At 41.0% G+C, this 24,598-nt stretch carries 21 protein-coding genes and 1 pseudogene; 15 read left to right on the forward strand and 7 right to left on the reverse strand.

From position 1 onward, the window contains the following. Together CYP26_RS06250 and CYP26_RS06255 are read right to left on the reverse strand one after the other, a co-directional pair. Positions 1 to 661: NAD(P)/FAD-dependent oxidoreductase (locus CYP26_RS06250; protein ID WP_141090090.1), on the reverse strand; the 661-nt coding region annotated here is incomplete at its 3' end. Next, the gene (locus CYP26_RS06255) at positions 658 to 1,959 is read right to left on the reverse strand and encodes an MFS transporter (RefSeq protein WP_103630792.1); all 1,302 of its coding nucleotides are present in this window, start codon (positions 1,957 to 1,959) and stop codon (positions 658 to 660) included. The genes CYP26_RS06250 and CYP26_RS06255, both read right to left, overlap by 4 nt. Positions 1,960 to 2,071: 112 nt before the next feature. Between CYP26_RS06255 and CYP26_RS06260 the strand changes: the two genes are divergently transcribed. Continuing rightward, positions 2,072 to 2,713: a non-canonical purine NTP pyrophosphatase gene (locus CYP26_RS06260; RefSeq protein WP_103630793.1), complete on the forward strand. Its 642-nt coding sequence runs from the start codon at positions 2,072 to 2,074 to the stop codon at positions 2,711 to 2,713. On the opposite strand, the gene CYP26_RS10275 is transcribed toward CYP26_RS06260, so the two are convergent. Next, positions 2,706 to 2,918 (reverse strand): hypothetical protein, encoded by a 213-nt coding sequence (locus CYP26_RS10275; protein ID WP_181000874.1) that lies wholly within the window; start codon positions 2,916 to 2,918, stop codon positions 2,706 to 2,708. The genes CYP26_RS06260 and CYP26_RS10275 overlap by 8 nt on opposite strands. Before the next feature lie 40 nt (positions 2,919 to 2,958). Beyond that, positions 2,959 to 3,429, reverse strand: coding sequence for a tetratricopeptide repeat protein (locus CYP26_RS06265; RefSeq protein ID WP_181000875.1), 471 nt, complete (start codon positions 3,427 to 3,429; stop codon positions 2,959 to 2,961). Positions 3,430 to 3,522: 93 nt separating this feature from the next. Between CYP26_RS06265 and CYP26_RS06270 the strand changes: the two genes are divergently transcribed. Next, a complete protein-coding gene (locus tag CYP26_RS06270; RefSeq protein ID WP_103630794.1) occupies positions 3,523 to 4,734 on the forward strand; it encodes a saccharopine dehydrogenase family protein in 1,212 nt (403 codons plus the stop codon). A gap of 453 nt (positions 4,735 to 5,187) precedes the next feature. Next, a complete protein-coding gene (rmuC, locus tag CYP26_RS06275; protein ID WP_103630795.1) occupies positions 5,188 to 6,720 on the forward strand; it encodes a DNA recombination protein RmuC in 1,533 nt (510 codons plus the stop codon). A gap of 17 nt (positions 6,721 to 6,737) precedes the next feature. On the opposite strand, the gene CYP26_RS06280 is transcribed toward rmuC, so the two are convergent. The 3 genes from CYP26_RS06280 to CYP26_RS06290 all read right to left on the reverse strand — a co-directional run bounded on the left by CYP26_RS06280 (position 6,738) and on the right by CYP26_RS06290 (position 9,833). Then, the gene (locus CYP26_RS06280) at positions 6,738 to 7,322 is read right to left on the reverse strand and encodes a DUF6803 family protein (protein ID WP_103630796.1); all 585 of its coding nucleotides are present in this window, start codon (positions 7,320 to 7,322) and stop codon (positions 6,738 to 6,740) included. A gap of 131 nt (positions 7,323 to 7,453) precedes the next feature. Beyond that, complete coding sequence (locus tag CYP26_RS06285; RefSeq protein WP_103630797.1) at positions 7,454 to 8,167, reverse strand: TorD/DmsD family molecular chaperone; 714 nt, start codon at positions 8,165 to 8,167, stop codon at positions 7,454 to 7,456. After that, on the reverse strand, positions 8,160 to 9,833 hold the full coding sequence (locus tag CYP26_RS06290; RefSeq protein ID WP_103630798.1) for a 4Fe-4S dicluster domain-containing protein: 1,674 nt from the start codon (positions 9,831 to 9,833) through the stop codon (positions 8,160 to 8,162). The genes CYP26_RS06285 and CYP26_RS06290 overlap by 8 nt, the downstream gene beginning before the upstream one ends. Before the next feature lie 153 nt (positions 9,834 to 9,986). Between CYP26_RS06290 and selA the strand changes: the two genes are divergently transcribed. The 12 genes and pseudogenes from selA to CYP26_RS06350 all read left to right on the forward strand — a co-directional run bounded on the left by selA (position 9,987) and on the right by CYP26_RS06350 (position 24,598). Then, on the forward strand, positions 9,987 to 11,315 hold the full coding sequence (gene selA, locus CYP26_RS06295; RefSeq protein WP_103630799.1) for an L-seryl-tRNA(Sec) selenium transferase: 1,329 nt from the start codon (positions 9,987 to 9,989) through the stop codon (positions 11,313 to 11,315). Then, positions 11,312 to 13,132 carry a selenocysteine-specific translation elongation factor gene (gene selB / locus CYP26_RS06300; RefSeq protein WP_103630800.1) on the forward strand — a complete coding sequence of 607 codons (1,821 nt, stop codon included), beginning with the start codon at positions 11,312 to 11,314 and terminating at the stop codon, positions 13,130 to 13,132. The genes selA and selB overlap by 4 nt, the downstream gene beginning before the upstream one ends. A gap of 53 nt (positions 13,133 to 13,185) precedes the next feature. Then, positions 13,186 to 13,893: a thioredoxin domain-containing protein gene (locus CYP26_RS06305; protein ID WP_103630801.1), complete on the forward strand. Its 708-nt coding sequence runs from the start codon at positions 13,186 to 13,188 to the stop codon at positions 13,891 to 13,893. Between the two features lie 280 nt (positions 13,894 to 14,173). Then, positions 14,174 to 14,380, forward strand: coding sequence for a twin-arginine translocation signal domain-containing protein (locus CYP26_RS06310; protein ID WP_009294906.1), 207 nt, complete (start codon positions 14,174 to 14,176; stop codon positions 14,378 to 14,380). A gap of 77 nt (positions 14,381 to 14,457) precedes the next feature. Beyond that, positions 14,458 to 14,652 (forward strand): annotated as a pseudogene (locus CYP26_RS10495) (hypothetical protein); the annotation flags it as partial. A gap of 60 nt (positions 14,653 to 14,712) precedes the next feature. Next, the gene (locus CYP26_RS06320; RefSeq protein ID WP_430747077.1) at positions 14,713 to 17,367 is read left to right on the forward strand and encodes a formate dehydrogenase subunit alpha; all 2,655 of its coding nucleotides are present in this window, start codon (positions 14,713 to 14,715) and stop codon (positions 17,365 to 17,367) included. A gap of 10 nt (positions 17,368 to 17,377) precedes the next feature. After that, positions 17,378 to 17,938 carry a formate dehydrogenase FDH3 subunit beta gene (gene fdh3B, locus CYP26_RS06325; RefSeq protein ID WP_021092752.1) on the forward strand — a complete coding sequence of 187 codons (561 nt, stop codon included), beginning with the start codon at positions 17,378 to 17,380 and terminating at the stop codon, positions 17,936 to 17,938. Between the two features lie 316 nt (positions 17,939 to 18,254). Further along, positions 18,255 to 20,201 carry an FTR1 family iron permease gene (locus tag CYP26_RS06330; RefSeq protein WP_103630803.1) on the forward strand — a complete coding sequence of 649 codons (1,947 nt, stop codon included), beginning with the start codon at positions 18,255 to 18,257 and terminating at the stop codon, positions 20,199 to 20,201. 20 nt (positions 20,202 to 20,221) lie between these two features. Then, positions 20,222 to 20,743 (forward strand): iron transporter, encoded by a 522-nt coding sequence (locus CYP26_RS06335; RefSeq protein ID WP_004317727.1) that lies wholly within the window; start codon positions 20,222 to 20,224, stop codon positions 20,741 to 20,743. Between the two features lie 51 nt (positions 20,744 to 20,794). Further along, positions 20,795 to 22,174, forward strand: a complete 1,380-nt coding sequence (locus CYP26_RS06340; protein WP_103630804.1) for a Fe-S-containing protein — start codon at positions 20,795 to 20,797, stop codon at positions 22,172 to 22,174. Then, positions 22,171 to 23,469, forward strand: coding sequence for an ABC transporter permease (locus tag CYP26_RS06345; protein ID WP_103630805.1), 1,299 nt, complete (start codon positions 22,171 to 22,173; stop codon positions 23,467 to 23,469). The genes CYP26_RS06340 and CYP26_RS06345 overlap by 4 nt, the downstream gene beginning before the upstream one ends. Further along, the gene (locus tag CYP26_RS06350) at positions 23,456 to 24,598 is read left to right on the forward strand and encodes an ABC transporter permease (RefSeq protein WP_103630806.1); all 1,143 of its coding nucleotides are present in this window, start codon (positions 23,456 to 23,458) and stop codon (positions 24,596 to 24,598) included. Before CYP26_RS06345 ends, CYP26_RS06350 begins: the two co-directional genes overlap by 14 nt.

Raw genomic sequence — 24,598 nt, forward strand, 5'->3', positions numbered from 1 at the left:
GGTCACCACTAAATTTACGGCTCTCGTTTTTGGTATTTATCACTACATCCGCGCTTAGACTAACGCCGCTAAGCTCTTTAAACCAAAACTCATCTTTTTGCACGCTAAAGCCAACAAGGGCAGGCGCGAGAGGTGAGAGCTCAATGCCAAATTCGCTAGCTATCTTGTAGCCAATGTCGCTTGCACCAAGGGCTTTGTAGCTTAGTCCGCCACTTGCGATAACTAAATTTTTAGCTCTAAATTTCTCATCTTTTGTCAAAATTTCAAAAATTTCATCTACTTTTTTAGCGCCGATAACCTCTTTGTTATAAAAAATATCTGCATTTTGCCTTTTTAAAAGTAGGCTCAAAACGCTCTTTGCACCGCTGTCACAGAAAAATTGATTTTGTTTTTGCTCGCTAAATTTAAGCTCACTAAAAAATTTCAAAATCTGATCAGGGTTTAGTACTTTTAAAATTTGCTCTATAATTTTTTGCTCGCCAAGGTAGTTTTTGGCGCTTACAAAGCGGTTTGTGATGTTGCATCTGCCGCCACCGCTTGCTAAGATTTTTTTACCAGTGCTGCTGTTTTTTTCTAAAATGGCAACCCTTTTGCCTTTTAAATTTGCCCCTAAAAAGAGCCCGCTAGCGCCAGCACCAACGATGATGACGTCGTAGATCAAAACTTCAAGCTCTCTTTTAAAGCCGCCTCGCTTGTTAGGCGAGAGTCAAATTTGATCACTTGATTTTTCTCGTTTTTGTAATAATCCACCACGCCTTTTTGGCTGTTTAGAAGCTCTAAATTTAAGCTCGCTTCTGGGCTTAGGTAGATATTTTTAAAAATTCTTGGGTCATTTAGGCTAAAAAGCAAAACAAGCCAAATCACGCAAAGCACCACACAGACGATGGCAAGCACTTTAAAGTCAAAGGCGTGCATGATGTATCCGCCAACAGCGCCCCCAATGAAGCTTCCAAAGTAGCCAAATGAGTTAAAGATGCCAAGAGCGGTGCCTTTTTGTGAGGATTTTACAAATTTGGTCGCGGTTGATTGCATGATTGGCTCGTGAAGGTTAAAACCTATAAAAAATATCGCGATACCAACCACAAAGATAAATTTCGTAAAGCTAAGGGCAAAAATAGCGTAGGTTATGGCAAAAAGCAGCGTGCCAGCTATCAAGATGACCTTGCTAAACCCCTTGCCATCGCCCAGCGCGCCAGCTAGCCCCATAGCCAAAAAACCAAGCACAGCGCCAAGCGTATAGACCTTGTAAAGTTCGCTGCTCTCATAGCCATACTCTCTTACCAAAACGATAGGGATCACTAAAAATGCGATGCTTGTGAGCATCTTTTGCATAAAAGAGGTGAAATTTATGATCATATAGTCTTTTTGTAAAAAGAGTTTGCCAAATGGCACCTTCTGGGCCTTTGCGCTCACTTTTATCTCTTTTGGCACGACGGTGTAGAGTAGCACGACGCAAAGCAAGCTAAGAGCAGCGCTTAGATAAAAGAGGCTTGAAAGCCCGTAGTCTTTGGCAAGAAGCGGTCCAAGCACCATCGAAAGCGTAAAACTAAGCCCTATAAAAGCGCCCATTATCGCCATAGCTTTTGAGCGATTTTCTTCAGCCACAAAGTCGCTTATCATCGCTGTTGCCACGGCTCCTACAGCCCCCACACCTTGTAAAAACCTACCAAAAAGCATTGTGTAAATTTCACTTGCTAGAGCGCAGACGATAGAGCCAACCACAAAGATCAAAAGCCCGATGGTTAGGGCTTTTTTGCGGCCGATCTTATCTGAAAGAGCGCCAAAAGGCACTTGAAATATCATCTGTGAGATCGCATAGACGCCTACTATTAGCCCAACTAAAAATTCATTTGCACCCTCTAAATTTAGGGCATAAAGGCTAAGCACCGGTAGGACTATAAAAAGTCCAAAAAATCTGCTAGCTACGATAAAAGATAGTGGCAAAACGCTTTTTAACATAAATTTTCCCTTACTTTTAAAAGGACTAAGTTTATCATTTTAACACTAATTTAAATTTAAAAATTTAATCTACTTTTTTGTAAAATACGCCTAAAAATCAAGGAGTTTTGCGATGAAAATCGTGCTTGCGACATCAAATTTAGACAAAGTAAAAGAGATAAAAGAGTTTTTAAAAGGCTATGAAATTTACGCACTAAGCGAGGTTGTGAAGCCATTTGAGATCGTTGAAGATGGTAGCACTTTTCAGCAAAATGCGCTCATAAAGTCAAGAGCTGTCTTTGCAAAGCTTAAAGAGCAGGGACTTGATAGCGAGTTTGTCTCACTTAGCGATGATAGTGGCATCAGCGTGGATGCACTTGGTGGCGAGCCAGGGATCTACTCGGCGCGCTATTTTGACCTTGATGAAAATGGCAAAGTGTGTGGCAAAAACGCAAATGACACAAACAATAGAGCAAAGCTAATTAGCAAGCTAAACGCTCTAAATTTACAAAGCTCACTGGCTCACTACACCGCTTGTATCGCTATTAGCTCAAAATTTGGAGACTACACGGCGCATGGCTTTATGTATGGCGAGGCGATAAACGATGAGCGTGGCACAAACGGCTTTGGCTACGACGCACTCTTTATCCCAGATGGCTTTAACAAGACGCTTGGCGAGCTAGATAACGAGACGAAGCTTAAGATTTCTCACCGCTCAAAGGGGCTCGAGCTTGCAAATTTTGTGCTAAAAAGTCTAAAGAAAAACTTTAGTTAAGCTCCTTTAGCCCCTTGTTGGCTCGTTCCAAAAGACCAAGCACACGAGGGTTTTGCTCCTTGCTTTTTAAAATTTCAAGTACTTCTTTGCAGTTTTTGGCAGCTTCGTCCTTTTGCTCAAGCTTTACTAGATCGTTAGCGACCTCTATTAAAAGCTCTGATCGCACAAGCTCGTTGCCACTTAACTCTGGTGTGATATCGAGCAAATTTAACGCTAAAATGTGCTTGTTGAAGGCATTTGCAAAGTCATTTTTTCATGTAGTAGGCGTTACCGATGGACTTTATGCAAAGCAGCTCGTCGCGCATCGGCGTATTTGGCGTGACGTCATAAATTTTTTGAGCTTCTTGAAAATTAGCAAGCGCTTCATCGTATTTGCCTAGCGCCTTTTTTGCTGCGCCTATGTTTTGATAAGAGCGCGCTAGCAGCAGTTTGTCACTAACGTTTGCCGCGAGCTCAAACGCTCTTTGTGAGAGCTCTAACGCCTTTTGTGGCTCTTTATTTACCATGCAAATGCTAGCGCCATTTATGAGCGAAGTGATCGCCTGCTCGGTGTTGCCCTCTTTTAAGCAGACATCAGTCGCTTGCTCAGCTAAATTTATGGCTCTCTCCAAATTTCTATCGCTTTTATAAAACTCATTTACGCTCTCTTGCACCAGCTCGTCGCAGCTATTTGCAAAGAGGCAAATCGGCGCTAAAAATGGCAAAATTTTCTTCATATCTTTCCTTTAAATTTTTGGCTTATTTTACCTTTTAAATCGAGAAATTTATATTAACTTTGCTAAAATCACTAAAATTTTAAGGAGCCAAAAATGTCAAATATCTTAATCATCGGAGCAGGTGGAGTTAGCCAAGTCGCAACCGTAAAATGTGCGATGAACTCGGACGTTTTTACAAATATCACCCTAGCAAGCCGCACAAAAAGCAAGTGCGACGCGATCGCTAAATTTATAAAAGATCGCCTTGGTGTGCAGATAAACACCGCGCAGATCGACGCTGACGACACGGTGGCCGTGGTGGAGCTCATCAAGCAAACAAAGGCTGATCTGCTTCTAAACGTCGCGCTACCATATCAAGACCTAACCCTTATGGATGCTTGCGTAAAGGCTGGCATACCTTACATCGACACCGCAAACTACGAGCACCCAGACACCGCAAAATTTGAGTACAAGCTTCAGTGGGCAAAGGATAGTGACTTCAAAAATGCTAGCACCATGGCGCTTCTTGGCTCTGGCTTTGACCCAGGCGTGACAAACGTATTTTGTGCCTATGCACAGCAAAATTTATTTGACGAGATCCACGAGATCGACATCCTAGACTGCAACGCTGGCGATCACGGATATCCATTTGCGACAAATTTCAACCCAGAGATAAATTTACGTGAAGTTAGCGCAAATGGCCGCTACTGGGAGGCTGGCAAGTGGATCGAGACAAAGCCTATGCAGATAATGTTTAAGTGGGACTACCCAAAAGTAGGCGTCAAAGATAGCTATCTACTCTATCACGAGGAGCTAGAAAGCTTGGTAAAAAACATCAAAGGACTAAAGAGAATCCGCTTTTTCATGACCTTTGGACAAAGCTACCTAACCCACATGAAGTGCCTAGAAAACGTCGGCATGCTACGCATCGACGAGGTCGAGCATAACGGCATGAAAATCGTGCCGATCCAGTTTTTAAAGACGCTTTTGCCTGACCCTGCAAGCCTTGGCCCTCGCACAAAAGGCAAAACAAACATCGGCTGCGTGATACGTGGGCTAAAAGATGGCAAAGAGCGCCAAGTCTATATCTACAACGTCTGCGACCACGAGGCTTGCTACGCCGAGACAGGCGCGCAGGCTGTTAGCTACACCACAGGCGTGCCAGCGATGATCGGCTCGCTAATGGTCGCAAAAGGCATCTGGAGTGGCAAAGGCGTCTTTAACATGGAGAATTTCGACGCAAAACCTTTCATGGACGAGCTAAATAAGCAGGGGCTGCCGTGGGAGGTAATCGAAATGAAGCCAGGAGAGAGATACGAAGTTTAAATTTTAGACTCTTTAGGCTTGTCTTTTTCTACTTATACTTCGTTGGTTTTAAATTTTGCTCGGTCATTACCCACTCGGTAACTCCCGTCACAAAATTTAAAACCGCCTTGTCTAAGCGAAAAATACTTTGCCTAAATTTATTAAATTTAATACCTTGAAAGACTATCTGTTTAGTCTTGGGATGAAAATTTCTTCGCCTCTGCTAGCAGTTGCGACCCTTGGGGATGCAAAGCCCAAAATCCATCTCACGATACTTCGTCAGAGACCTTGCTGCATTTAAATTTAATAACACACTAAATCGAATTTCGCCTCGTCTAAGCGAAAAATACTTCGCCTAAATTTATTAAATTTAACCACTAAATTTTATCTCTCCTTTTTGGTTGCAAGCTATTTTTCACAACTCTTTTACAAATTTTCAAATATAATAAAGCCAAAATTTAAAAGGAAATTTCGGTGCTAACGATAGAAATTTTATATATTTTGGTAGCAGCTCTTACGCTTGTTTGCGTTATCTTGGCAGCTTTTTTGATAAGTGCAAATTTGAAAAATACAAAGCAAAGAGAAGCTTTGGAAAATTTACAAGATGAGCTAAAAGATAGTGAGCGGCTAAATATCGAGCAAAGAGCAAAGCTTGAAGCAAATAGTGACAAGATAAATGAGCTAGCTAAAAATTTAGACGAGTATAAAATTTCACTCAAGCAAAAAGATGAAAAAGAGGACGAGCTAGAGCGCGAGCTAAGGCGTCTAAACGAGGAGCTTGGCAGCCAGACAAAGATGGCTGAGATGGCAAAGACGCTATCTTTAAATTTGCAAAACGAGCTTGGCGCAAAAGAGGATGAGCTAAAAAGATCAAACGAGAGTGAAAACGAGCTAAAACGCGCTATCGTCGCACTAAAAAGCGAGATCGAGGCCAAAGAAAACATCCTAAGATCGCAAGAAGAGAATTTAAAAAAGGTGAAAAATGAGCTAAATTTAGAGTTTGCAAACCTTGCAAATAAGATATTTGAAGAAAAAAGTGCAAATTTCTCAAAAAACAGCAAAGAGTCGCTTGAGCTCTTGCTAACGCCACTTGGAGAGAAGATAACAAGCTTTGAAAAGAGGGTAAATGACGCCCACAGCGACTCGCAAAAGAGCGCAGGCGAGCTTAGTGCGCAGCTAAAAGAGGTGGTCGAGCTTGGCAAAAATATGTCAAAAGAGGCAAACTCACTAAGCACGGCGCTAAAAGGCAGCAACAAGGTCCTTGGCAACTGGGGCGAGATGCAGCTTGAGCGCACACTAGAGGCTGCGGGGCTAGAAAAAGGCACGCACTACACTACGCAAGAGAGTTTTGACGTGAGCGGCAAGAAGCTCATACCTGACTTTGTCATAAATTTCCCAGACGACAAACAGATGATAATAGACAGCAAAGTCTCACTCCATGCCTATGAAAAAGCTGTCGCTGCGGCTGACCTGGCCCAGAGCAAAATCGCTCTTGGCGAGCATATCGCCTCAATAAAAAAACACATCGACGAGCTAGCTAAAAAAGACTACTCGTCGCTTGTAAAAAGCCCTGATTTTGTGCTGATGTTTGTGCCAGTTGAGCCGGCATTTTTGGAGGCTTTGAAATTTGATCCAAATTTGTTTAACTACGGCTATGAGAAAAAAGTGGTGTTAGTCTCGCACACGACGCTCATGCCGCTACTTCGTGTGGTGGCAAATTTATGGCGTATGGAAAATGGCAACAAAGAGGCGAAGGAAATTTTAAAAAGCGCAAATGAAATTTATGAGAAATTTTGCACCGTCGCTGAGAAGCTAAATAGGCTTGGAAACTCGGTGAGATCGGTAAATGATAACTTCAACGAGGTCGTTAAAAGCGTGAGCGGACAAGGTGGGCTTGATAGCAGGCTGGAGAAATTTAAAAAGATCGCTATAAATCCCAAAGATACGCAGGTAAAAGAGCTTGAAGCAAGACCTAGAGAGATCTTGCTAGCTAGCTCTAAAGAGTAAATTTGGAGCTTTTAAATTTAGTGATGCATGTGCATATTAGTTGAGTTATCATCACTCATATTTTGCATCATCTTGTGGTGATCGTGCATTGGCATATCTGCTGGCATGTTCATTGGCATATCCATCGCACCGTTTTCAGCCTTGTAGCCAGTTATGGTAGGATCAACCATGCCAAATATCATTGCGACGTGTGCGACGATCAAGAAGAATATGAGTAGGCAAAAGTGAAGCTTTAGCTTTGCCTTTTCGCTTGCGTTTTTGTAGATCAAATTTAGCTCTAAAAGTGCGATGCCAAGAAGTGGGATGACGCCGATGAGATATGAGTAGATAGCGATGACATCGGCATATCCGCGCCATTTTATACTTGGATAAATTTTTGCTAAAAAGTAGATCACAAGAGCTGTAAAATAGACCCCAAGTACTATGCCAACAAATTTGCTAACGGCCTTAAAGCCAGCATTTTTGCCGCTATCCATGCGATACATCGTAAAAAACTCCATCGCCACTAAAAGCTCCGTAAGCCCTACAGGTATCACCATGTAGAGGATTAGATTGTAGGGTTGATCGAGCGATAAAAGCTCCATGTAGTGTGTCATTACCATTGTAAATCCTTTGTAAAAATTTAAAGAAATTTACTACCAAAGGGCTAAGATAGTTAAAAAATATCAAGAATAGTTGCAAAAATTAAGCGAATGTTAAATTTACTCCTAGCTAGACTAAGAGTAAATTTAAGCTAGTCTTTAAACTCGTGTGAGATGACTGGGGAGAATTCCTCCCAGTGAAGCTTGGTTTTGATTGTTGGCATCTTGCTTTGAAATGGCTCTTTTTTAAGTGCTATCATGGCGACGCTATCGCCTTGTGGCTTGGCTGGTGCCTCTAGGCTTAAAACAGCTCTTTCAAGCTCGATGAAGTCTTTTAAGATGATCGCGTAAGAGTGGAAGAAATTTGCATTTTTATGAGCTAAAAGTAGCGAGCCAAACTCATCTACAAATAAATTTAAAGTCTCGCCAAAAAGCTTGTCGCTGATATTTTTTGCATCGTTAAATTCGTCATTTAAAAACGTAGCCATCGCTAAAAATATAAAGCCAACGTAGTCCTCGCTGTCTTTGCAAAGCTCCTTATCACGCCTATATGGGCTAAGGTTTAGGCAGTGTATCACCCTAAGTCTAGCCGCGCCGTTGTCTCTGCCCTCTTCATAAAAAGAGGCGCTTAAAGGGATATTTGTAAAGCCAAAAAGAACCTCATTTTGCTCATTTACAAGCTCTTTAAAGCTAAATTCTTCTAAATTTGCAAATGCCTCTGCGCTCTGCTCGCTCAAAGGATTTTGTGCTAGGTAGCTTAGCTGCTCTCTCCACCTTGCAAATTTCTCATCGCTCGTGTGAAAAAATAGCGGATAAGCTAAAAATTCGTAAAAATATGCCCTTGCTTTTGTGATGTTCTTATCCATTTAATAAATCCTCTCTCATCGCGTTTAGTTGGGCTTGCACCATGATCTTTGCCTTGCAGTCAGCACAGCAGTAAAGTGACTTGATCTTGGCTCTGTCGTTACCAAATCTTGGCTGCATGATCGCTGCGATCTTCTCGACCGCCTTTTTAGTCGCAAACTCTTTTCCGCACTCCACGCAAGCAAAAAGCTCATCATGTGCAAGCTCGCTATAAACGAAGCTCTCAGGCTTAAGTGCTAGCTTGCCAACCTCAAGTGAGATAGTGTTTTTCTCAGCGCAGCTTAGCTCGCAGTAGCCACAGGCGGTACAGACGCTTGGGTTAAATAAAATCGAATTTGTCTTCTTATCAGCCACCAAGGCGCTTACGTTACAAGCGCCAACACAGCTAAGGCAGAGCGTGCAAGTTTCAGCGTTTATCGCAACCTCGCCATATCTTATCATCTCGCCACTTTTTACCACGCCAAGATCATCACCACCCACGATAAACTCAAGCCTTTTGGCAAAAATTTCTCTCTTTGGTAGCGCATATTCGTTAATTGAGTGCTGAGAGCCAGCTATTAGTTTAGCTTTTTTAAGTGCGATTTCAAGCTCAGCCTTGTCTTTTGCGTGGTGTATCGCTTGCTCTTTAAATTTAAGCTCATAAATTTGATTTAAGATGCTAATGGCGTCCTTTTCGCCCTTGCCAAGGCTCTTGCTATATAAAATCACACTCGCGCCACTTTCTTGAAGAAGCGTCAAAAAGTGCGTTTGGCTTAGCAGATGTGGGGCTAGGATGACAAAAGGTAGGACATTTTGCGGTAGACTCACGTTAAGCTCTTCTAAATTTATCTCTTCAGATACGATGAGAGCGATCTTATCTTTGTAAAGCTTAGCGATAGTGGCAAACGAGCTTTGTGGCATGAGCGTTGAGTCTAGTGAGCCGCTAGGGCAGACGCTGATGCAGTTTCCGCAGTTTGTGCAATCTATCGCTGAAAAGACAAGGTGCTTTGTCTCGTCCTCTTTTAAGATAGCAACCGTTGGGCAAACCTCGGCGCAACGACCGCAAATTTCAGTCCTGCGCTCGTGATACTGGCAGATTGATGAGTCGTATTGAGTAAAGCTTTTGTATCTAAATTTTGGGCTTTTTGCGTTTAAAATTTCAAGCACTTTTTCATCTTTTAGCCCTGAAATTTCATAGCAGCCGCTTTGCTTTAGCATATAATCCCTTGCGTTTTCAACTAAGAAAAAGTCGCAATCAACCTCAAACTCATCATCAGCTCTAAGCACCAAAACGCTTAGCTCACCAGCTGCGCCATATATAAATTTAACCTCAAAGTGCGTGAGCTCGATCACTTTGTAGCTATTTTCTTTTAGTAAATTTGCTAGCTCCTCGCGGCCTGAGTTGCTTACTATGACAACATTTTTGCCGACCTCTTTTTCGTAATCCACATCCTTTGCCATGTCAAAGGCGCTCGCTCTTGCCTCGTATAGCAAAAGTGTGTTTTTGGCTTTTTCTAAGACGCTTGCGGTGGTATTTTTAAGGTAGAAATTTATCTCAGGTGCGATGATGTTTGCTTTTAGCTTTGGAGAGTTTGAGACTAGATAGTCGCCATTTTCGTTGTTGATCTCTATCTGCTCATTTAGCATCAAAGCATCGTCAAAATCGTTATAAAAGCCAAATTCTTTCATTGTTTCTCCTATTATCAAAAACGGGCTTATTCTAATATTAATGGGATTAATAGACTCTGAAATTTATATCCTCCTTTTTGCTCTAAGTTTTAATTTATAATATTTTTATGTTAAAATCACGCCTTGGTAAAACTAACTTACTAGGAGCGCAAATTGAACGATTTAAGAAATATCCCACAAGTTGATAAGATCATAAAAAACGAAGCATTTTTGGGGTTTGATACGAGTTTAGTCACTATGCTTGCAAGGCAAATTTTAGATGAAGTTAGAGCTAAAATTTTAAATGAAAATGCAAGCTTTGAGAGCGAAGAGATAATAAATTTGATCCTAAATGAGTACTATAAATTTAATGAAGCTAGCCTTCAAAGAGTGCTAAATTTAACCGGTGTCACCATACATACAAACCTCGCTAGAAGCGTTATCGATAAAGAAATTTTAAAGCGGGCGACGCCTGTTATCACAGGGTACTCAAACTTAGAGTACAACCTAAAAACAGGCAGCCGCGGCAATAGATACGACTACGTTGGCTCGCTAATAGCAAGGGCTTTTGGCTTTGAAGACGCCATTGTTGTAAATAATAACGCAAGCGCTGTATTTTTGGTGTTAAACACCTTTGCAAAGGGCAGAGAAGTGGTCGTTAGTAGAGGCGAGCTAGTCGAGATCGGCGGTAGTTTTAGGGTGCCAGAGGTGATGGCAAACGCAGGATGCATCTTAAAAGAGGTCGGCACTACAAACAAGACTAGGCTAAAAGACTACGAAGAGGCAATTAATGAAAATACGGCGATGCTTGTGAAGGTTCATAGATCAAATTTTGACATCGTTGGCTTTAGCGAAGAGACCGCGGCAAATGAGCTTAGCGAGCTAGCAAGCAGGCAAAATTTGATAGATTATTTTGATCTTGGCAGTGGATTTTACGGAAATTTGCCTTTTAACTTAGACAAAAATGAGCCAGATCTAAAAAATTTAAAAGATGTTTCACTAGTTAGCTTTAGCGGTGATAAGCTGCTTGGCGCGGTGCAGTGTGGCATCATCGTTGGCAAAAAAGAGCTCATCGCAAAGCTTAGGAAAAACCAGCTTTTAAGGATGCTTCGCGTCGATAAAGTGATCATCTCGCTTTTGGCTGAGAGCATGAAAGCCTATCTAAACAAAGAATTTGAGCTAATCACAACGCAAAAACTGCTTCACAAAAGTGTAAAAGAGCTTGAAAACTTGGCAAATTTTATAAATAAAAGCCTAAAAACTCCGCTTGAAATAGTGCGAACTTCTACCTTTGTAGGAGGTGGGGCGATGCCAAATAAAAAGATCCCAAGCGTGGCTTTGGCATTTGGCGGCGGTGACGCAAATTTAAACGAGCTAAAATTTAGGCAAAAAAAGGTGATCGGACGCATAGAAAATGACAAATTTATGCTAGATCTTAGATCGCTTCTTGATGATGACGTAGAGACGCTAATAAAAATAATAAATGAAACGGAAGAAAAATGAGTTTAATAATAGGAACAGCAGGCCATATCGACCACGGAAAAACCGCGCTTATAAAGGAGTTAAACGGCTTTGAGGGGGACAATCTTGAGGAGGAGAAAAAGCGTGGTATAACGATCGATCTAAGCTTTTCAAATTTAAGTAAAAATGATGAGAATATCGCATTTATCGATGTGCCAGGGCATGAAAATCTCATAAAAACGATGATAAGTGGCGCGTATGGCTTTGACGCGTGCTTGTTTGTGGTGGCGGCAAATGACGGGCTTATGCCTCAAAGCTTGGAGCACCTTGAAATTTTAAATCTTCTTGGCGTGAAATCTATAATCGTAGCGCTTACAAAGTGCGATCTCGTGGATGAGGCCACCATAAATTTAAGAAAAAAAGAGATAAGAGATGAAATTTCTAAATTTAAAAACCTGCAAATTTTAGAAATTTTCGCCGTTAGCATAAAGGATAAGGCGAGCATCGATGAGCTTAGAAACTACCTCTTTACGCTAAGAGCCAAAAAGCGCGATGAGGAGGGCGTTTTTAGATACTACATCGATAGGGTGTTTAGCCTAAAAGGTATCGGAAATGTCGTAACTGGCACCGTTATAGAGGGAAGCGTTAGTAAAAACGAGAAGCTTTTTAACTACGACGCTGGCAAAGAGGTGCTAGTAAGAAGCGTGCAAAGCCACGATAAATTCGTTGATAGCGCCGGAGTTAGCAGCCGCGTGGCGCTTAATCTAACTGGCATAGAGCTTAGCGAGCTAAAAAAGGGTCAGCTACTTAGCAAAAAGGGCTTTTTTAGGGGATTTAGAGAGGTTGATGCGGTCGTAACTGCTAAAAATCTCATCCACTCTCAAAGCGTGACATTTTGCGTGGGCGCTAAAAACGTGCCTGCAAAGGTGCTAATACTAAGCCAAAAAGATGATAGCTACTTTGTGAGCTTTAAATTTCAAAGCGATATGTTTTTGAAATTTGACGAGGCCTTTGTTCTCATCTCAGATGCGCGCGTGATAGGCGGTGGTAGAGTGCTAAACCCTGTGCTTGAGCCACTAAAAAAGGCTGGTAAAATTCTCTTTTTAGCCTCGCTTTTAAAGCATGATTTTGTTGAAGCTTTTTCTATCTTAAAAGAAGCTCACAAAAATGGCTTTGGCATCATCTCTTCTTACCAAAGATTTGGTCTAAATCACGAAGAAGCTGTAGCCGTGGCCAAAAAAGTCTCAAACGTCTTTGTCGATGAAAAGGCTTTAAATATCTACGATCTAAGCGCGGTTGAGCGGATAAAATCAGCCATTAAATTTATGATAGAAAAGAATGAATTCGCTGTCTTTTCAGCTCAAAGTATCAGCCTAAAACTTGCTTGGGCTAGCCAAAATTTAGCCCAAAAAGCGCTTGATGAACTTGAAAGTGCAAATTTGATCGCCAAAGATAGCGGTGTCTATACCAAAAAAGGCGTTGATCTTAGCAAACTAAAAGTTAGGCTTGAAGAGAAAATTTATGAAATTTTAGAAAGTGGCAAGCTAGCCCCAACGGCGCCATATAATATATATGATGAGTTAGAGATCGATAGAGTTAGTGGCGACAATGCCCTTAAAAAACTTACTGCAATGGGCATGGTCATAAGGCTGGAGCATAACCTTTTCATCACTAGAAATTCACTAAAAATGGCACTTGATAAACTAAGAGAGATCATAAAAAATCAAGGCTTTGTAAATGTCACAAACGCGAAGGATGCGCTAAATTTAAGTAGAAAATATGTAATCGCCTACCTCGAGCAGCTCGATCTTGAGAGTGACATAATGAAGCAAGGAAATGATAGAGTTTTTCGCAGTTAGTATTCATTTACAAAAAGCAAATATAATCCGCCAAATTTTTAAAAAGGATAAAAATGAAAAAAGTGATCTTAGCCTCAGTCATCGCGGCAACTAGCCTAATGGCAGCAAGCGATAAGCAAATAGAGGACTTCTACTCTCAAATGGTTGATAGCAGCGTAAAAGTAAAGGTAGCCGATCGTCACAAAGTGGCAGGCGACATCGAAGCTGTCGTGGTAAAACTAAGCAAAGATGGCAACTCACAAGATGAGATCGTTTTTACAAAAGGTGACTTCATCTTCCCAGACGTGATCGATCTAAAAGAGCAAAAATCATACCTCGCTGAAGTGAAAAAAGAGGTCATCGCAAAGGGAATTTCTAAAATTTATAAAGATGAGGACAAGGCAAACATCATCGTTCTTGGTAGCGACCCTAAAAAGCCAACTATCATAATGTTTTCAGACCCTGAGTGCCCATACTGCAGAGCTGAGCTAGCAAAGATCGAGACAACGCTAAAAGATAGCAACGTTGAGATCGTCCTAACTCCAGTGCATGATGTCTCATCACTTCAAAAAAGCTCGCTAATCTACAAAGATGCAAAAGCTGCTAAGAGCGACAGTGACAAGGTTAAAATTTTAAGAAAATACTACGCTGAAGACTACAATGTAGATGATAAGAGCGTTAGCAAAGATGATGTCGCAAAGATCGACAATCTGCGCAAAAAATACTTTGCAGCTGGCGTTAGATCAGTGCCATTTATCGTAAATAAAAGCGATCTAAAATAACATTTTCTAGGGAGCTCTCCCTAGAATTTCTACTACAAATAAATTTCATAAATTTAAAGTATATTTAACTATATTTTTAATAAATACTTAACATTCTTAATTAAACTTTTATATTTACTTTGCTTAACTTAGAAATATGCTAAATTTACATAGTTTAACTTTAGGGTGCTAAAATGCCCTTAAATAGGCTATTTGCGATATTTTAGAAATTCTAAATATGCAAATTTTACAAATTATTGAACCAAATTTCTCAAAAAATTTTGAGGCATAAGGAGGAAAAATGCAAGGATCAAGAAGAGATTTTCTCAAAAAATCTCTAAAAGTCGGTGCTGCCGGCGGAGTACTCGCAGTCTCAGCCGTAGCAAAAGTGACTAGTGATGACTTGGCTCCTGATGACAATGGCGTTGTCGTAGGCAAGTCAAACAAAAAAGAGGTGCTTTATAAAAAAAGCAAAAACTGGGAAACCTACTATAAAATCGCATACTAAGGGAGAAAACCATGAGTGATGCACGTATAGGAAGACGTTCATTTTTAAAGCTAGCCGCACTAGGTGCTGGCACCACAATGGCTTTTGGACAAAATGATACGATAAGACACGCTAGCGCAGAGGAGATAAAAGATCCTTTCCCTGGCTCAAAAAAGGTTAGAACTATTTGTTCTATTTGCTCAGCAGGCTGTGGTATCGAGGCTGAGGTACAAGATGGTGTTTGGGTTCGTCAAGATATGGCGATGTTTCACCCGATATCTCAAGGCTCACACTGCTCAAAAGGTATCGATCAGATCGACCTTACACACAGCAAACAACGCATCAAATATCCTATGAAAAAGGTTGATGGCAAATGGCAGAGAATTTCATGGGATCAAGCTGTAAATGAGATCGGCGATAAGATGCTTCAGATCCGCAAAGAAGATGGCCCTGATAGTGTTGTTTTCTTAGGTTCTGCTAAATTTAACAACGAGCAAGCATATTACTTTAGAAAATTTGCTGCGTTTTGGGGCACAAACAGCAACGACCACGTAGCAAGAATTTGACATAGCGCAACAGTCGCCGGTGTGGCGAATACTTGGGGTTATGGCGCGATGACAAACCACTTTGGAGATATGGCTGCAAATTCAAAATGTATATTTATAATAGGTGCAAACCCAGCTGTGGCAAACCCAGTTGGCGGCATGAAGCACACTTTGCAAGCAAAAGATAGAAACAACGCAAAAGTGATCGTAGCTGATCCAAACTTTACAAAATCAGCTGCACACGCTGACCTTTATCTAAGACAAAGATCAGGCACTGATATAGCACTTGTTTATGGCCTTATCCACATCATCTTAAAAAATGGCTGGGAAGATAAAGAATTTATAAAAAATAGAACTTATGGTATAGACGAGATAGCAAAAGAGGCTGAGCACTGGACACCAGAGGTTACATCTGATGTTACTGGCGTGCCAGTTGATAAGCTAATGGAAGCTGCAAATATCCTAGCTCACACAAAACCAGGCACTGTTGTTTGGGCGCTTGGTATCACTCAGCACTCAGTTGGTAGCTCAAATACTAGAATTTTACCTATCCTTCAACTAATCCTAGGCAACATGGGCAAACCAGGCGGTGGCTGTAACATCATCCGTGGTCACGACAACGTTCAAGGCTCAACCGATATGTGTAACCTCTCAGACAGCTTGCCGATGTATTACGGACTAACTGACGCGGCTTGGAAGTATTACTGCCAAGGCTGGGGTGTTGATTATGACGAGTTTATCAAACGCTTTGCAGTCTCAACCAAAGAGCCAAAACAAGGCGGCACACCAGTTAAAAACACTGTTTTTGAAGAGTATTACTACCACGATCCTAAAAATCCAGAGGATAGAAACTGGAGAAATGAAAAGGGCTGGTCACTTTCAAAATGGTGGCAAGGCGTCTTAAAAGAGGAAAATACATTTAGCAGTGGTGCATTAAGGGTTCTTTGGGTGCAAGGAACTGGTCTTACATCTATGGCGCACCTAGCTAAAATTCAAGAAGCAGCTTCAAAACTAGATATGATCGTCGTAGCCGAGCCATTTGTAAATGAAATTTCTATCCTTTCAGATAGAAAAGATGGCGTTTATATCTTGCCGGTGGCAACTGCCTTTGAAAATGAAGGTCACTTAAACGCTACAAACCGCTCAGGTCAGTGGAGAACAAAAGTCGTTGATCCACTTTATGAAAGCAAGGGCGATCACGAAGTAATGTTTGCATTTGCTAAGAAATTTGGCTTTTACGATGAGTATGTAAAAGGCATGAAGATGGCTGTTGTAGATAGAGAGCTAAAACAAGTCAAAGATGACTTTGTATGGCCAGATGATGCGACAAATGAGATAGCAAGGGTTGGAAATTCTATCGGTTATGGCGGCAGAACTGCTGAGATGTTTAGACGTCACCAAGCAAACTGGGATAAATTTGACCCAGATACGCTAATAGGTCTTGGCGGCGAGGTAAAAGGTGAGTACTACGGCAAGCCGTGGCCAGCATGGGATGAAAAACACCCTGGCACACCGATACTTTACGATATGAGCAAGTCTTATGCTGAGGGCGGTTCTGGCTTTAGAAACCGTTTTGGCTTAGAGCATAACGGCGTTAGCCAGCTAGCTAGCGAAGAGAGCACACTTGTTGGCTCAGCCATAAAAGGTGGCTACCCACAAATCACAAGAGATAATATAGAAAAAGTCCTAGGCATCACTCTAACAGAAGAAGAGAAAGCTAAGATCGGACCAAGCTGGAGCATGGACTACAGCGGTATCATCTTAGAAAAATGCCGTGAAAAAGGGGTCGTGCCGTATGGCAACGCAAGGGCTAGAGCTATCGTTTGGGAATTCCTTGATCCTATCCCAAAACATAGAGAGCCTATCCACTCACCACGCTGGGATCTTGTCCAAAAGTATCCGACATTTGATGATCAAGCTAGAAATTTCCGTGTTTCTACTAAATTTAAGTCAGAGCAACAAGCAAAAGACTGGTCAAAAGAGTTCCCTATCGTATTTAGTACGCAACGCGTCGTAAATTTAAGTGGTGCGGGAATGATCGAAAGAACAAGTAAATACCTCTCAGCTATCACACCTGAGATGTTTGCTAACGTTCACCCTGAGCTTGCTTTAAAATACGGCATAAAAGATCGCGATATGATGTGGATCCACAGCCCACAAGGCACGAAGATCAAAGTAAGGTGCTATCACAGCTATATGGTAACTCCAGATAGAATTTGTATGCCTTACAACTTCGCTGGCGTTATGCAAGGTGTCGATCTCTCAGCTCGCTACCCAGAGGGCACCAAGCCTTATGTTATCGGCGAGAGCTTTAACACAGTTACTAACTACGGATTTGACCCTGTTACTCAAATTTCAGAATTTAACGCAGGTCTTTGCCGCATAGAAAAAGCTGAAGAGAATACCTTTAAAACATCGTTTTATCACGAGTATGGCGAGAGAGACGCCTTAGGTAAAGAGTAAGGAGAGAAAAATGGCAAGAATGAAATTTTTTGTAGATACTAATAGATGTATCAGCTGCTATGGATGTCAAGTCGCTTGCTCTTCTGCTCACGAGCTTCCGGTTGGAATTTATAGAAGAAAGGTTATCACACTTCACGATGGTATCGAGGGCAAAGAGGTTTCAACTACTATCGCATGCCAGCACTGCACCGACGCGCCTTGCGAGCAAGTTTGCCCGGTTGATTGTTTCTACATTAGAGCTGATGGCATCGTGCTTCACGATAAAAACAAGTGCATAGGCTGTGGATACTGCCTATATGCTTGCCCATTTGGTGCGCCGCAGTTCCCTAAAGACGGGGCATTTGGCGTAAAAGGCGTAATGGATAAATGCACTATGTGTGCAGGTGGTCCAGAGCCAACTAACTCACACGAGGAGAGAGAGCTTTACGGTCAAAACAGAATGGCTGAGGGCAAAGTGCCTATGTGTGCGGCTATCTGCTCTACAAACGCGCTTTTAGTTGGCGACGCTGCTGAGGTTTCAAATGTATATCGCAAACGCGTCATGCTAAGAAATACAGGACTAAACGTATAACACTAAGGAGGGCGCTTGCTCTCCTTTTAAATTTATAAAATTTAAATTATTTTTATGATTTTTATAATCTAAAATTTCATCAATAATTTTCTTTACCTATTAAAATTATCAAAAATATATAACTTTTTTATCTCGATATGAAATTTTTGATCTAACCCTCTAAAGCCCTAAATTTACGTAAAGTTGATTATTAGATTGTAAAAAATATTATTTATGCTTTCAAATTACATTCTTTTATGATAATCGTTTTTATTTTAATCAAAGTAAAGCATTGGTAATATTTCACTTTAAAATAATCTCACAGGTGGTTTAATTAATGAATAAAATTTTTAAATTTATGCTTATCATGCTACTGCCTATCTGGCTTGTGGCAAAAAATGACGACTACACACAAGTCGCAGCTCAGATAAAAGAGTCATTACAAAAAGTAATAACAGAGTATAGAGCTGGCAACGTCGAGCAAGCAGTTAGCGATACTCAAAATGCTTATTTTGGTCTGTTTGAAGATGTCGAAGCTGGCATCAGAATAAACTTAGGTCAGAAAAAAGCTTACTCTATGGAGAAGCAGTTTGGCGAGATCAGAAAGGCGATAAAAGCTGGCGAAGCACCAGATGATGTGCAAAAAAGAATAGATCAGATAAATAGCGAAATCGCTGAAGTTTTGCCAGTTATTTTAAATGGACATAAGCTTGTTGGTGAGTATTCAGACAGCCCAGCACAAGCTGCTACAAGTGGCGGCTATGACACTTCTAAATTTATCCCTGAGTGGAAGGTGGCATTTGAAAATTTATCAGCTACTCTAGATAAAGCTATATCTAGCTACGAGGGCGATAAACAAGATGATGCTAAAAATTCTATCCAAGATGCTAAATTTAATGATTATAGAAACACTCAACTTGAAATCGCTGTTCGCCAATATATAGAAAATGGTAAAAGCATAGATGCTGACATCCAAAGAAAGATGGGTGAAGCGATCAGTGGCATCGCAAATGGCATAACAAAAGATGATTTTAAAACAAAGCTAGAAGAGATCAAAAAACTAGCTTATGATGCCGTTTCAAAACTCCCAGCTGAGACAGTAAAACTAGCAAAAGTTGATATGAGCAGTGCAGCATCTAGCGATAGCAGCGAAGATAGTGGCACAGACTACACTCAAACTGTTAAAAACATAAATGACAAAATTCAAGCAGCCATCGCGCTTTACAAAGGCGGCAATAGCGCTAAAGCTATGGGCGATATCCAAGACATCTACTTTGATGAGTTTGAAGGTAGCGGCATGGAGAACAAAGTAGGTGCGATAGATGTAAATTTAAAAACAGCTATCGAAGCTACATTTGGCAACCTTGTAGCCCTTATGAAATCAGGTGCAGACGAAAAAACACTTGAAGAGAGTGCAAGCAAGATGTCATCTCAGCTAGCAGCTGCACTTGAGAAAACTAGCGGTTCAAGCTCACCTTGGACGCTATTTATCTGGGCTCTAACTATCATCTTAAGAGAGGGTTTTGAGGCTCTTATAATCGTTGCAGCCGTCGTTGCATATCTTGTAAAAACTGGCAATGCAAAATCTATGGGCAAGGTCGTATATAGCTCAGTTGGCGTAGCTGTCATCTTAAGCTTTGTCATGGCTTGGATAATGAATGTCATCTTTGGCGAGGCAGCAGGTCAAAAAAGAGAGCTTATGGAAGGCATCACGATGCTTGTTGCTGTGGGACTTCTATTTTACGTTGGCTTCTGGCTTCTTTCAAATGCTGGTGCTAAAAAATGGAACGACTATATCAAATCTCACGTATCTGAGTCTATCTCAAGTGGCTCAAGCACGGCGCTTTGGTGGACTGTATTTTTAGCGGTATTTAGAGAGGGCGCTGAGACAGTGCTATTTTATCAAGCGCTTATCTTTGACGCAAAAGACTCAGCTGGCTACTCAATGATCGCAGCTGGCTTTGTCGTAGGCCTTATCGTTCTTTTGATAGTCTATTTCTTATTTAAAATTTTCGCTGTTAAAATTCCTATTAAGCAATTTTTTATATTTACATCAGCGATCATCTTTTACATGTCGATCGTCTTTGTTGGCAAGGGCGTTGGTGAGCTAGTTGAGGGCAAAATTTTCATCCCAACTATCATAAAAGGACTTAGCTTCCCTGACTGGATGAGAGACTGGCTAGGACTTATGCCATATTATGAGAGCTTAGTACCTCAAATCATTATGGTGCTTGCCCTAATTATAGGCATCGTTATCATGAAATCAAAACAAAATAAAAACTAATCTTATATAAAGGAGAGGATATGAATAAAATTCTTAGTTCAGCTCTAGCACTTAGCCTAGCAGCTGGTTTTGCACTTGCTGGAGAACACCCAATCGGCGAGCCTGTAGAGGCTAATGGCATGGAGATAGCTGCAGTTTATCTTGAGCCAATCGACATGGAGCCAAAAGGCGTTGATCTAGCTCCAAGCTTGGCTGACCTTCACTTAGAGGCTGACATCCACGCTATAAAAGGCAACAAAAACGGCTTTGGCGAAGGCGAGTGGATCCCATACCTAAAGATCAACTATGAGCTAAAAAACCTTGATAATGGTAAAACTAAAAAAGGTACATTTATGCCAATGGTTGCAAGCGATGGCCCACACTACGGCGCTAACGTAAAAATGGATACAGGTGTTGGTAACTATGAGCTTAAATTCCACATTGACAATCCAGAAAAACAAGGCTTTGGTCGCCACGCTGACAAAGAGACTGGTGTTGGTAAATGGTTTGAGCCTTTCACAACAACTTATAAATTTCAATGGACAGGTGGTCCTGTTAAATAATCACTTTGGGGCGTTCTCGCCCCTTTTTAAAAATTCTCATAGGGTTTAGTTATGTCAATTTACTTCTATCAGGTCTTTTTAGCCCTCCTTGGATTTACGCTTTTTGCTGCCTTAAATAACAATGGCAAAAGTTTAAAAACGGTCTTTTTACCATCATTTCTTGGCGTTGTTGCTGGTGTGCTTATCTTTAAAGCTGCTCGTCATGCGCTTGTTGATGACCAGTTTAAAATTTTCATCGATTCAGTGACACTGGTTTTTCTACTAATTAGCATTTTATGGATATTTTTCGAGCTTAAGATAGCAAAAATCGTAACATTTTTTATTTTAGGCATCGGCTTTGGCTTTGGTTATAGCTCAAGTAGCGCATTGTTCCCGCTATTTGGCGGCGAGCTGCTTGACACGCTTTCAGTTATTAGCTTCTTTTTGATGATCTTTGCGATGATCTTGATGCTGTTTTTATTTTTCTTTATTTCAAATTTAAAAGCTAGCATCCCATCATTAGTAGCTAAAATTTTAGCTCTTATCACATTAGTCTTTTTATTAGTTGATAGAAGCTCACAAACTGCACTTGAGCTTTTACGTGCAGGCGCTTTAAAGATAAGTAGCGAGCTAAATTCTCAAATTTTATCTATCAGTGCAAAAGGCATTTATGTCACAGAATTTAGTGCCTATTTTTACATAGTAGTGATCCTACTTTTATGCATCATCGCACTTTGCTTTATGCCAAAAAGTATCGACAAGAGCACATTTGGCTCTATCAAATACCGCTTTACAAAAGCCATTAGAGAAAATGTCTTTGACAATGCAAAATTTGCATTTTGCAGCGTTTTAATAGCGCTTGGATTTTCACTTTATTTTGATCTTTACGCATCTCGCCCACCTCAAATTTCAGAGCCGGTCTTGGTTGAGCCAGTGGGAGATAAATTTATATTTGATGTTGATATGTTAAAAGATAATGAACTTCACAGATTTGCCTACATCACAGATGAGGGCAAGCAGATAAGATTTTTCTTGCTAAACCGCTTTAGCGACCGCCCATCTCCAGTCATCGTCTTTGACTCGTGCATGATCTGCGGCGACATGGGCTATATCAAGAAAGGAAACGACCTTATCTGCATCTCTTGTAACGTCAGAATTTTCTTGCCGTCAGTTGGTAAAGAGGGCGGTTGTAACCCAATCCCTATGGCATTTACCTTTGATGGTAAAAATATCATAGTTGATTACAAAACGATCGTCGCAGGGGCAAACTACTTTAGCAAGGTCGTCGAAAAGATGGTGCTTGACCCAGTTAGTCGCAAAAAGGTGAGCAATCTTGATTCAAGATCATATTTATACTACGGACGCACATATTTCTTTGAGAGCAACGAAACTCAGGCGAAATTTGAAGCAAATCCAGAAAAATATGTAGAAACAAATGGAACGTTAAAATGAAAAATATGCAACTAAGAATGATAAAAAGCTCGATCACGGGCTCAAAGGTGCAAAAGACGATGGCGTTTATCACCATCTTGCTAGCTGCTCTTTTGATAGCTTGCATGCTAAATATCACGCTTAAAATAGGCGATCAAGTGGCAAGCGAGCTTAGAGGATATGGCTCAAATATCGTCGTTTTACCACGCGGTGAGAGCCTAAGCATCGAGATCGAGGGTAAAAATTTCACCCCACTAAAATCACAAAATTTACTCCCAGAGGCTGATCTTTATAAGATAAAAGAGATCTTTTGGAGAAATAATATCGTTGCCTTTGCGCCCTTTTTGGAGACAAAGGTCAAAGATGAAAAAGGTAATGAATTTAGCTTTGAGGGAACATATTTTGACAAAAATATCGGCTTAAAAGACGAGCCAGAATTTAGCACAGGCGTAAAGACACTTTATGGCTTTTGGGGAATTGAGGGGACTAAAAACTGGCCAAAAGATGAGAGCATGGATGAAATTTTAGTAGGAGATGAGCTTGCTAAGGCTAAAAATTTAAAAGTTGGCGACAAGCTTAGCCTTGTGGGCAAAAATGGCACAAGAGAGGTTAGTGTAGTTGGCATCTTAAAGGGTGCAGGCGACGAGACACATAAGCTAATAGGCTCGCTCAAACTCGCTGGCGATCTCTCAGGGCATCCTGGCTCATATACAAAAGCTGAAGTCTCAGCCATGACGATCCCAGAAAACGACCTATCGCTAAAAGCAAGAAGAAATTTAGACAACCTTGATAGCGCAGAGTATGATAAATGGTACTGCTCGGCTTATGCGGGATCGATCGCATTTCAGATAGAAGAGAATTTACCAAACGTTAGTGCAAAAGCAAGCCTTCAAGTAAGCGATGCGGAGAGTAATATCGTAAAGAAAATTCAAAGCCTAATGGGTATCGTTAGTATCATCGCCCTCGTGGTCTCAGCTATCGGCATAACGTCGCTAATGACAAGTGAAATTTATCGCCGTAAAAAAGAGATCGGCCTTTTAAAAGCCATAGGCGCAAGCAACTTTGAAATTTACGCTCTTTTTGCTAGTGAAAGCCTTGTAGTGGCATTTTTTGCTGGTATTACGGGAGCATTTTTAGGATACGCGCTAAGCTACGTGATGTCTTACATCATCTTTTCTCACGGCATCGGTATAGCGTGGATCGTGCTGCCAATAAGCGTGGCATTTGCCTTGCTCATCTCAGTCGTTGGCTCGCTAATGCCAATGAGAAACGTCATAAATTTACTACCTGCGGAGGTGCTATATGACCGCAAATAGCAAATTCTTTTACAATATAATCTACAAAAGCCTAAAAAATGGCTCATCAAGGGTTATGGTTATCGTCATCTCGATCTTGCTTGGAGCGTGCGTGTGTGGTGCCTTTGTAAACGTCTATCTTGACATCGACTCAAAGGTCTCACGCGAGCTAAAAACTTATGGTGCAAATATGATCTTTGCTCCAAAAGATATGGCGACAAGTGATGATATGAGCGAAAAAACTTATAATGAAATGATCGCTAAATTGCCAAAAGACAAGCTTCTTGGCGAGAGCGGTTATCTCTTTGCTCAGGCAAATATCGGTCCAACAAACGCTATCGTCATGGGGACAAAATTTAGCAATCTAAAAAAAGTTAAACCATTTTTAGATGTTAGAGATGGAACTATGATAAATGTTGATTTTGACGATAAAAACGTGCTAATAGGCGTCGATCTTGCTCGTCAAGCTGGCTTTAAAGCAGGCGATGATATAGAAATTCGTGCCATTGGCTCAAATGAGAGCATAAATGTAAAGATAAAAGGCGTAGTGGCAAGTGGCGACAAAGAAGACGCCCTTTTGATCACGTCGCTATCTTTGGCTCAGAAAATTTCAAACAAAGCTGGCAAGATAAACTATGCTGAAGCTGTTGTGCTTGGAAATTTTGACGAGATAACATCGCTTGCAAAGACTATTAGCAACGATGAAATAGTCGCAAAACCAGTGGCAAAGGTCTCAAAGTCTGAAGGCTACATCTTAGAAAAGATCAAGCTTCTAATGGCACTTGTGAGTCTCGTTATCTTACTCATTACTTCAATGTGCGTAAATACAACGCTTAGTGCTATCTTGCTCTCTCGATCACGTGAGATCGCACTTCTTAGAGCTATAGGTGCAAGCAAAAAAGATGTATTGAGGCTATTTGGCTTTGAGACATTTGTGACAGCGCTTATTTCAGCGTTAGTTGGAGCGTTTTTAGGTTATCTACTAGCTCAAATTTTAGGTTATGCGATATTTGATTCTAGTATTGATTTTAGAATTCTAAGCATCCCAGTAGCTGTGGTCATATCACTTCTTTTTGCAGCGATCGCAGCGTTTTACCCGATTAAGCGGGCACTTAATAACAAAATGGCAGATACACTAAGAGGAGAATGA

It is taken from the genome of Campylobacter concisus, from assembly GCF_002913225.1.
Lineage (GTDB): Bacteria > Campylobacterota > Campylobacteria > Campylobacterales > Campylobacteraceae > Campylobacter_A > Campylobacter_A concisus_J.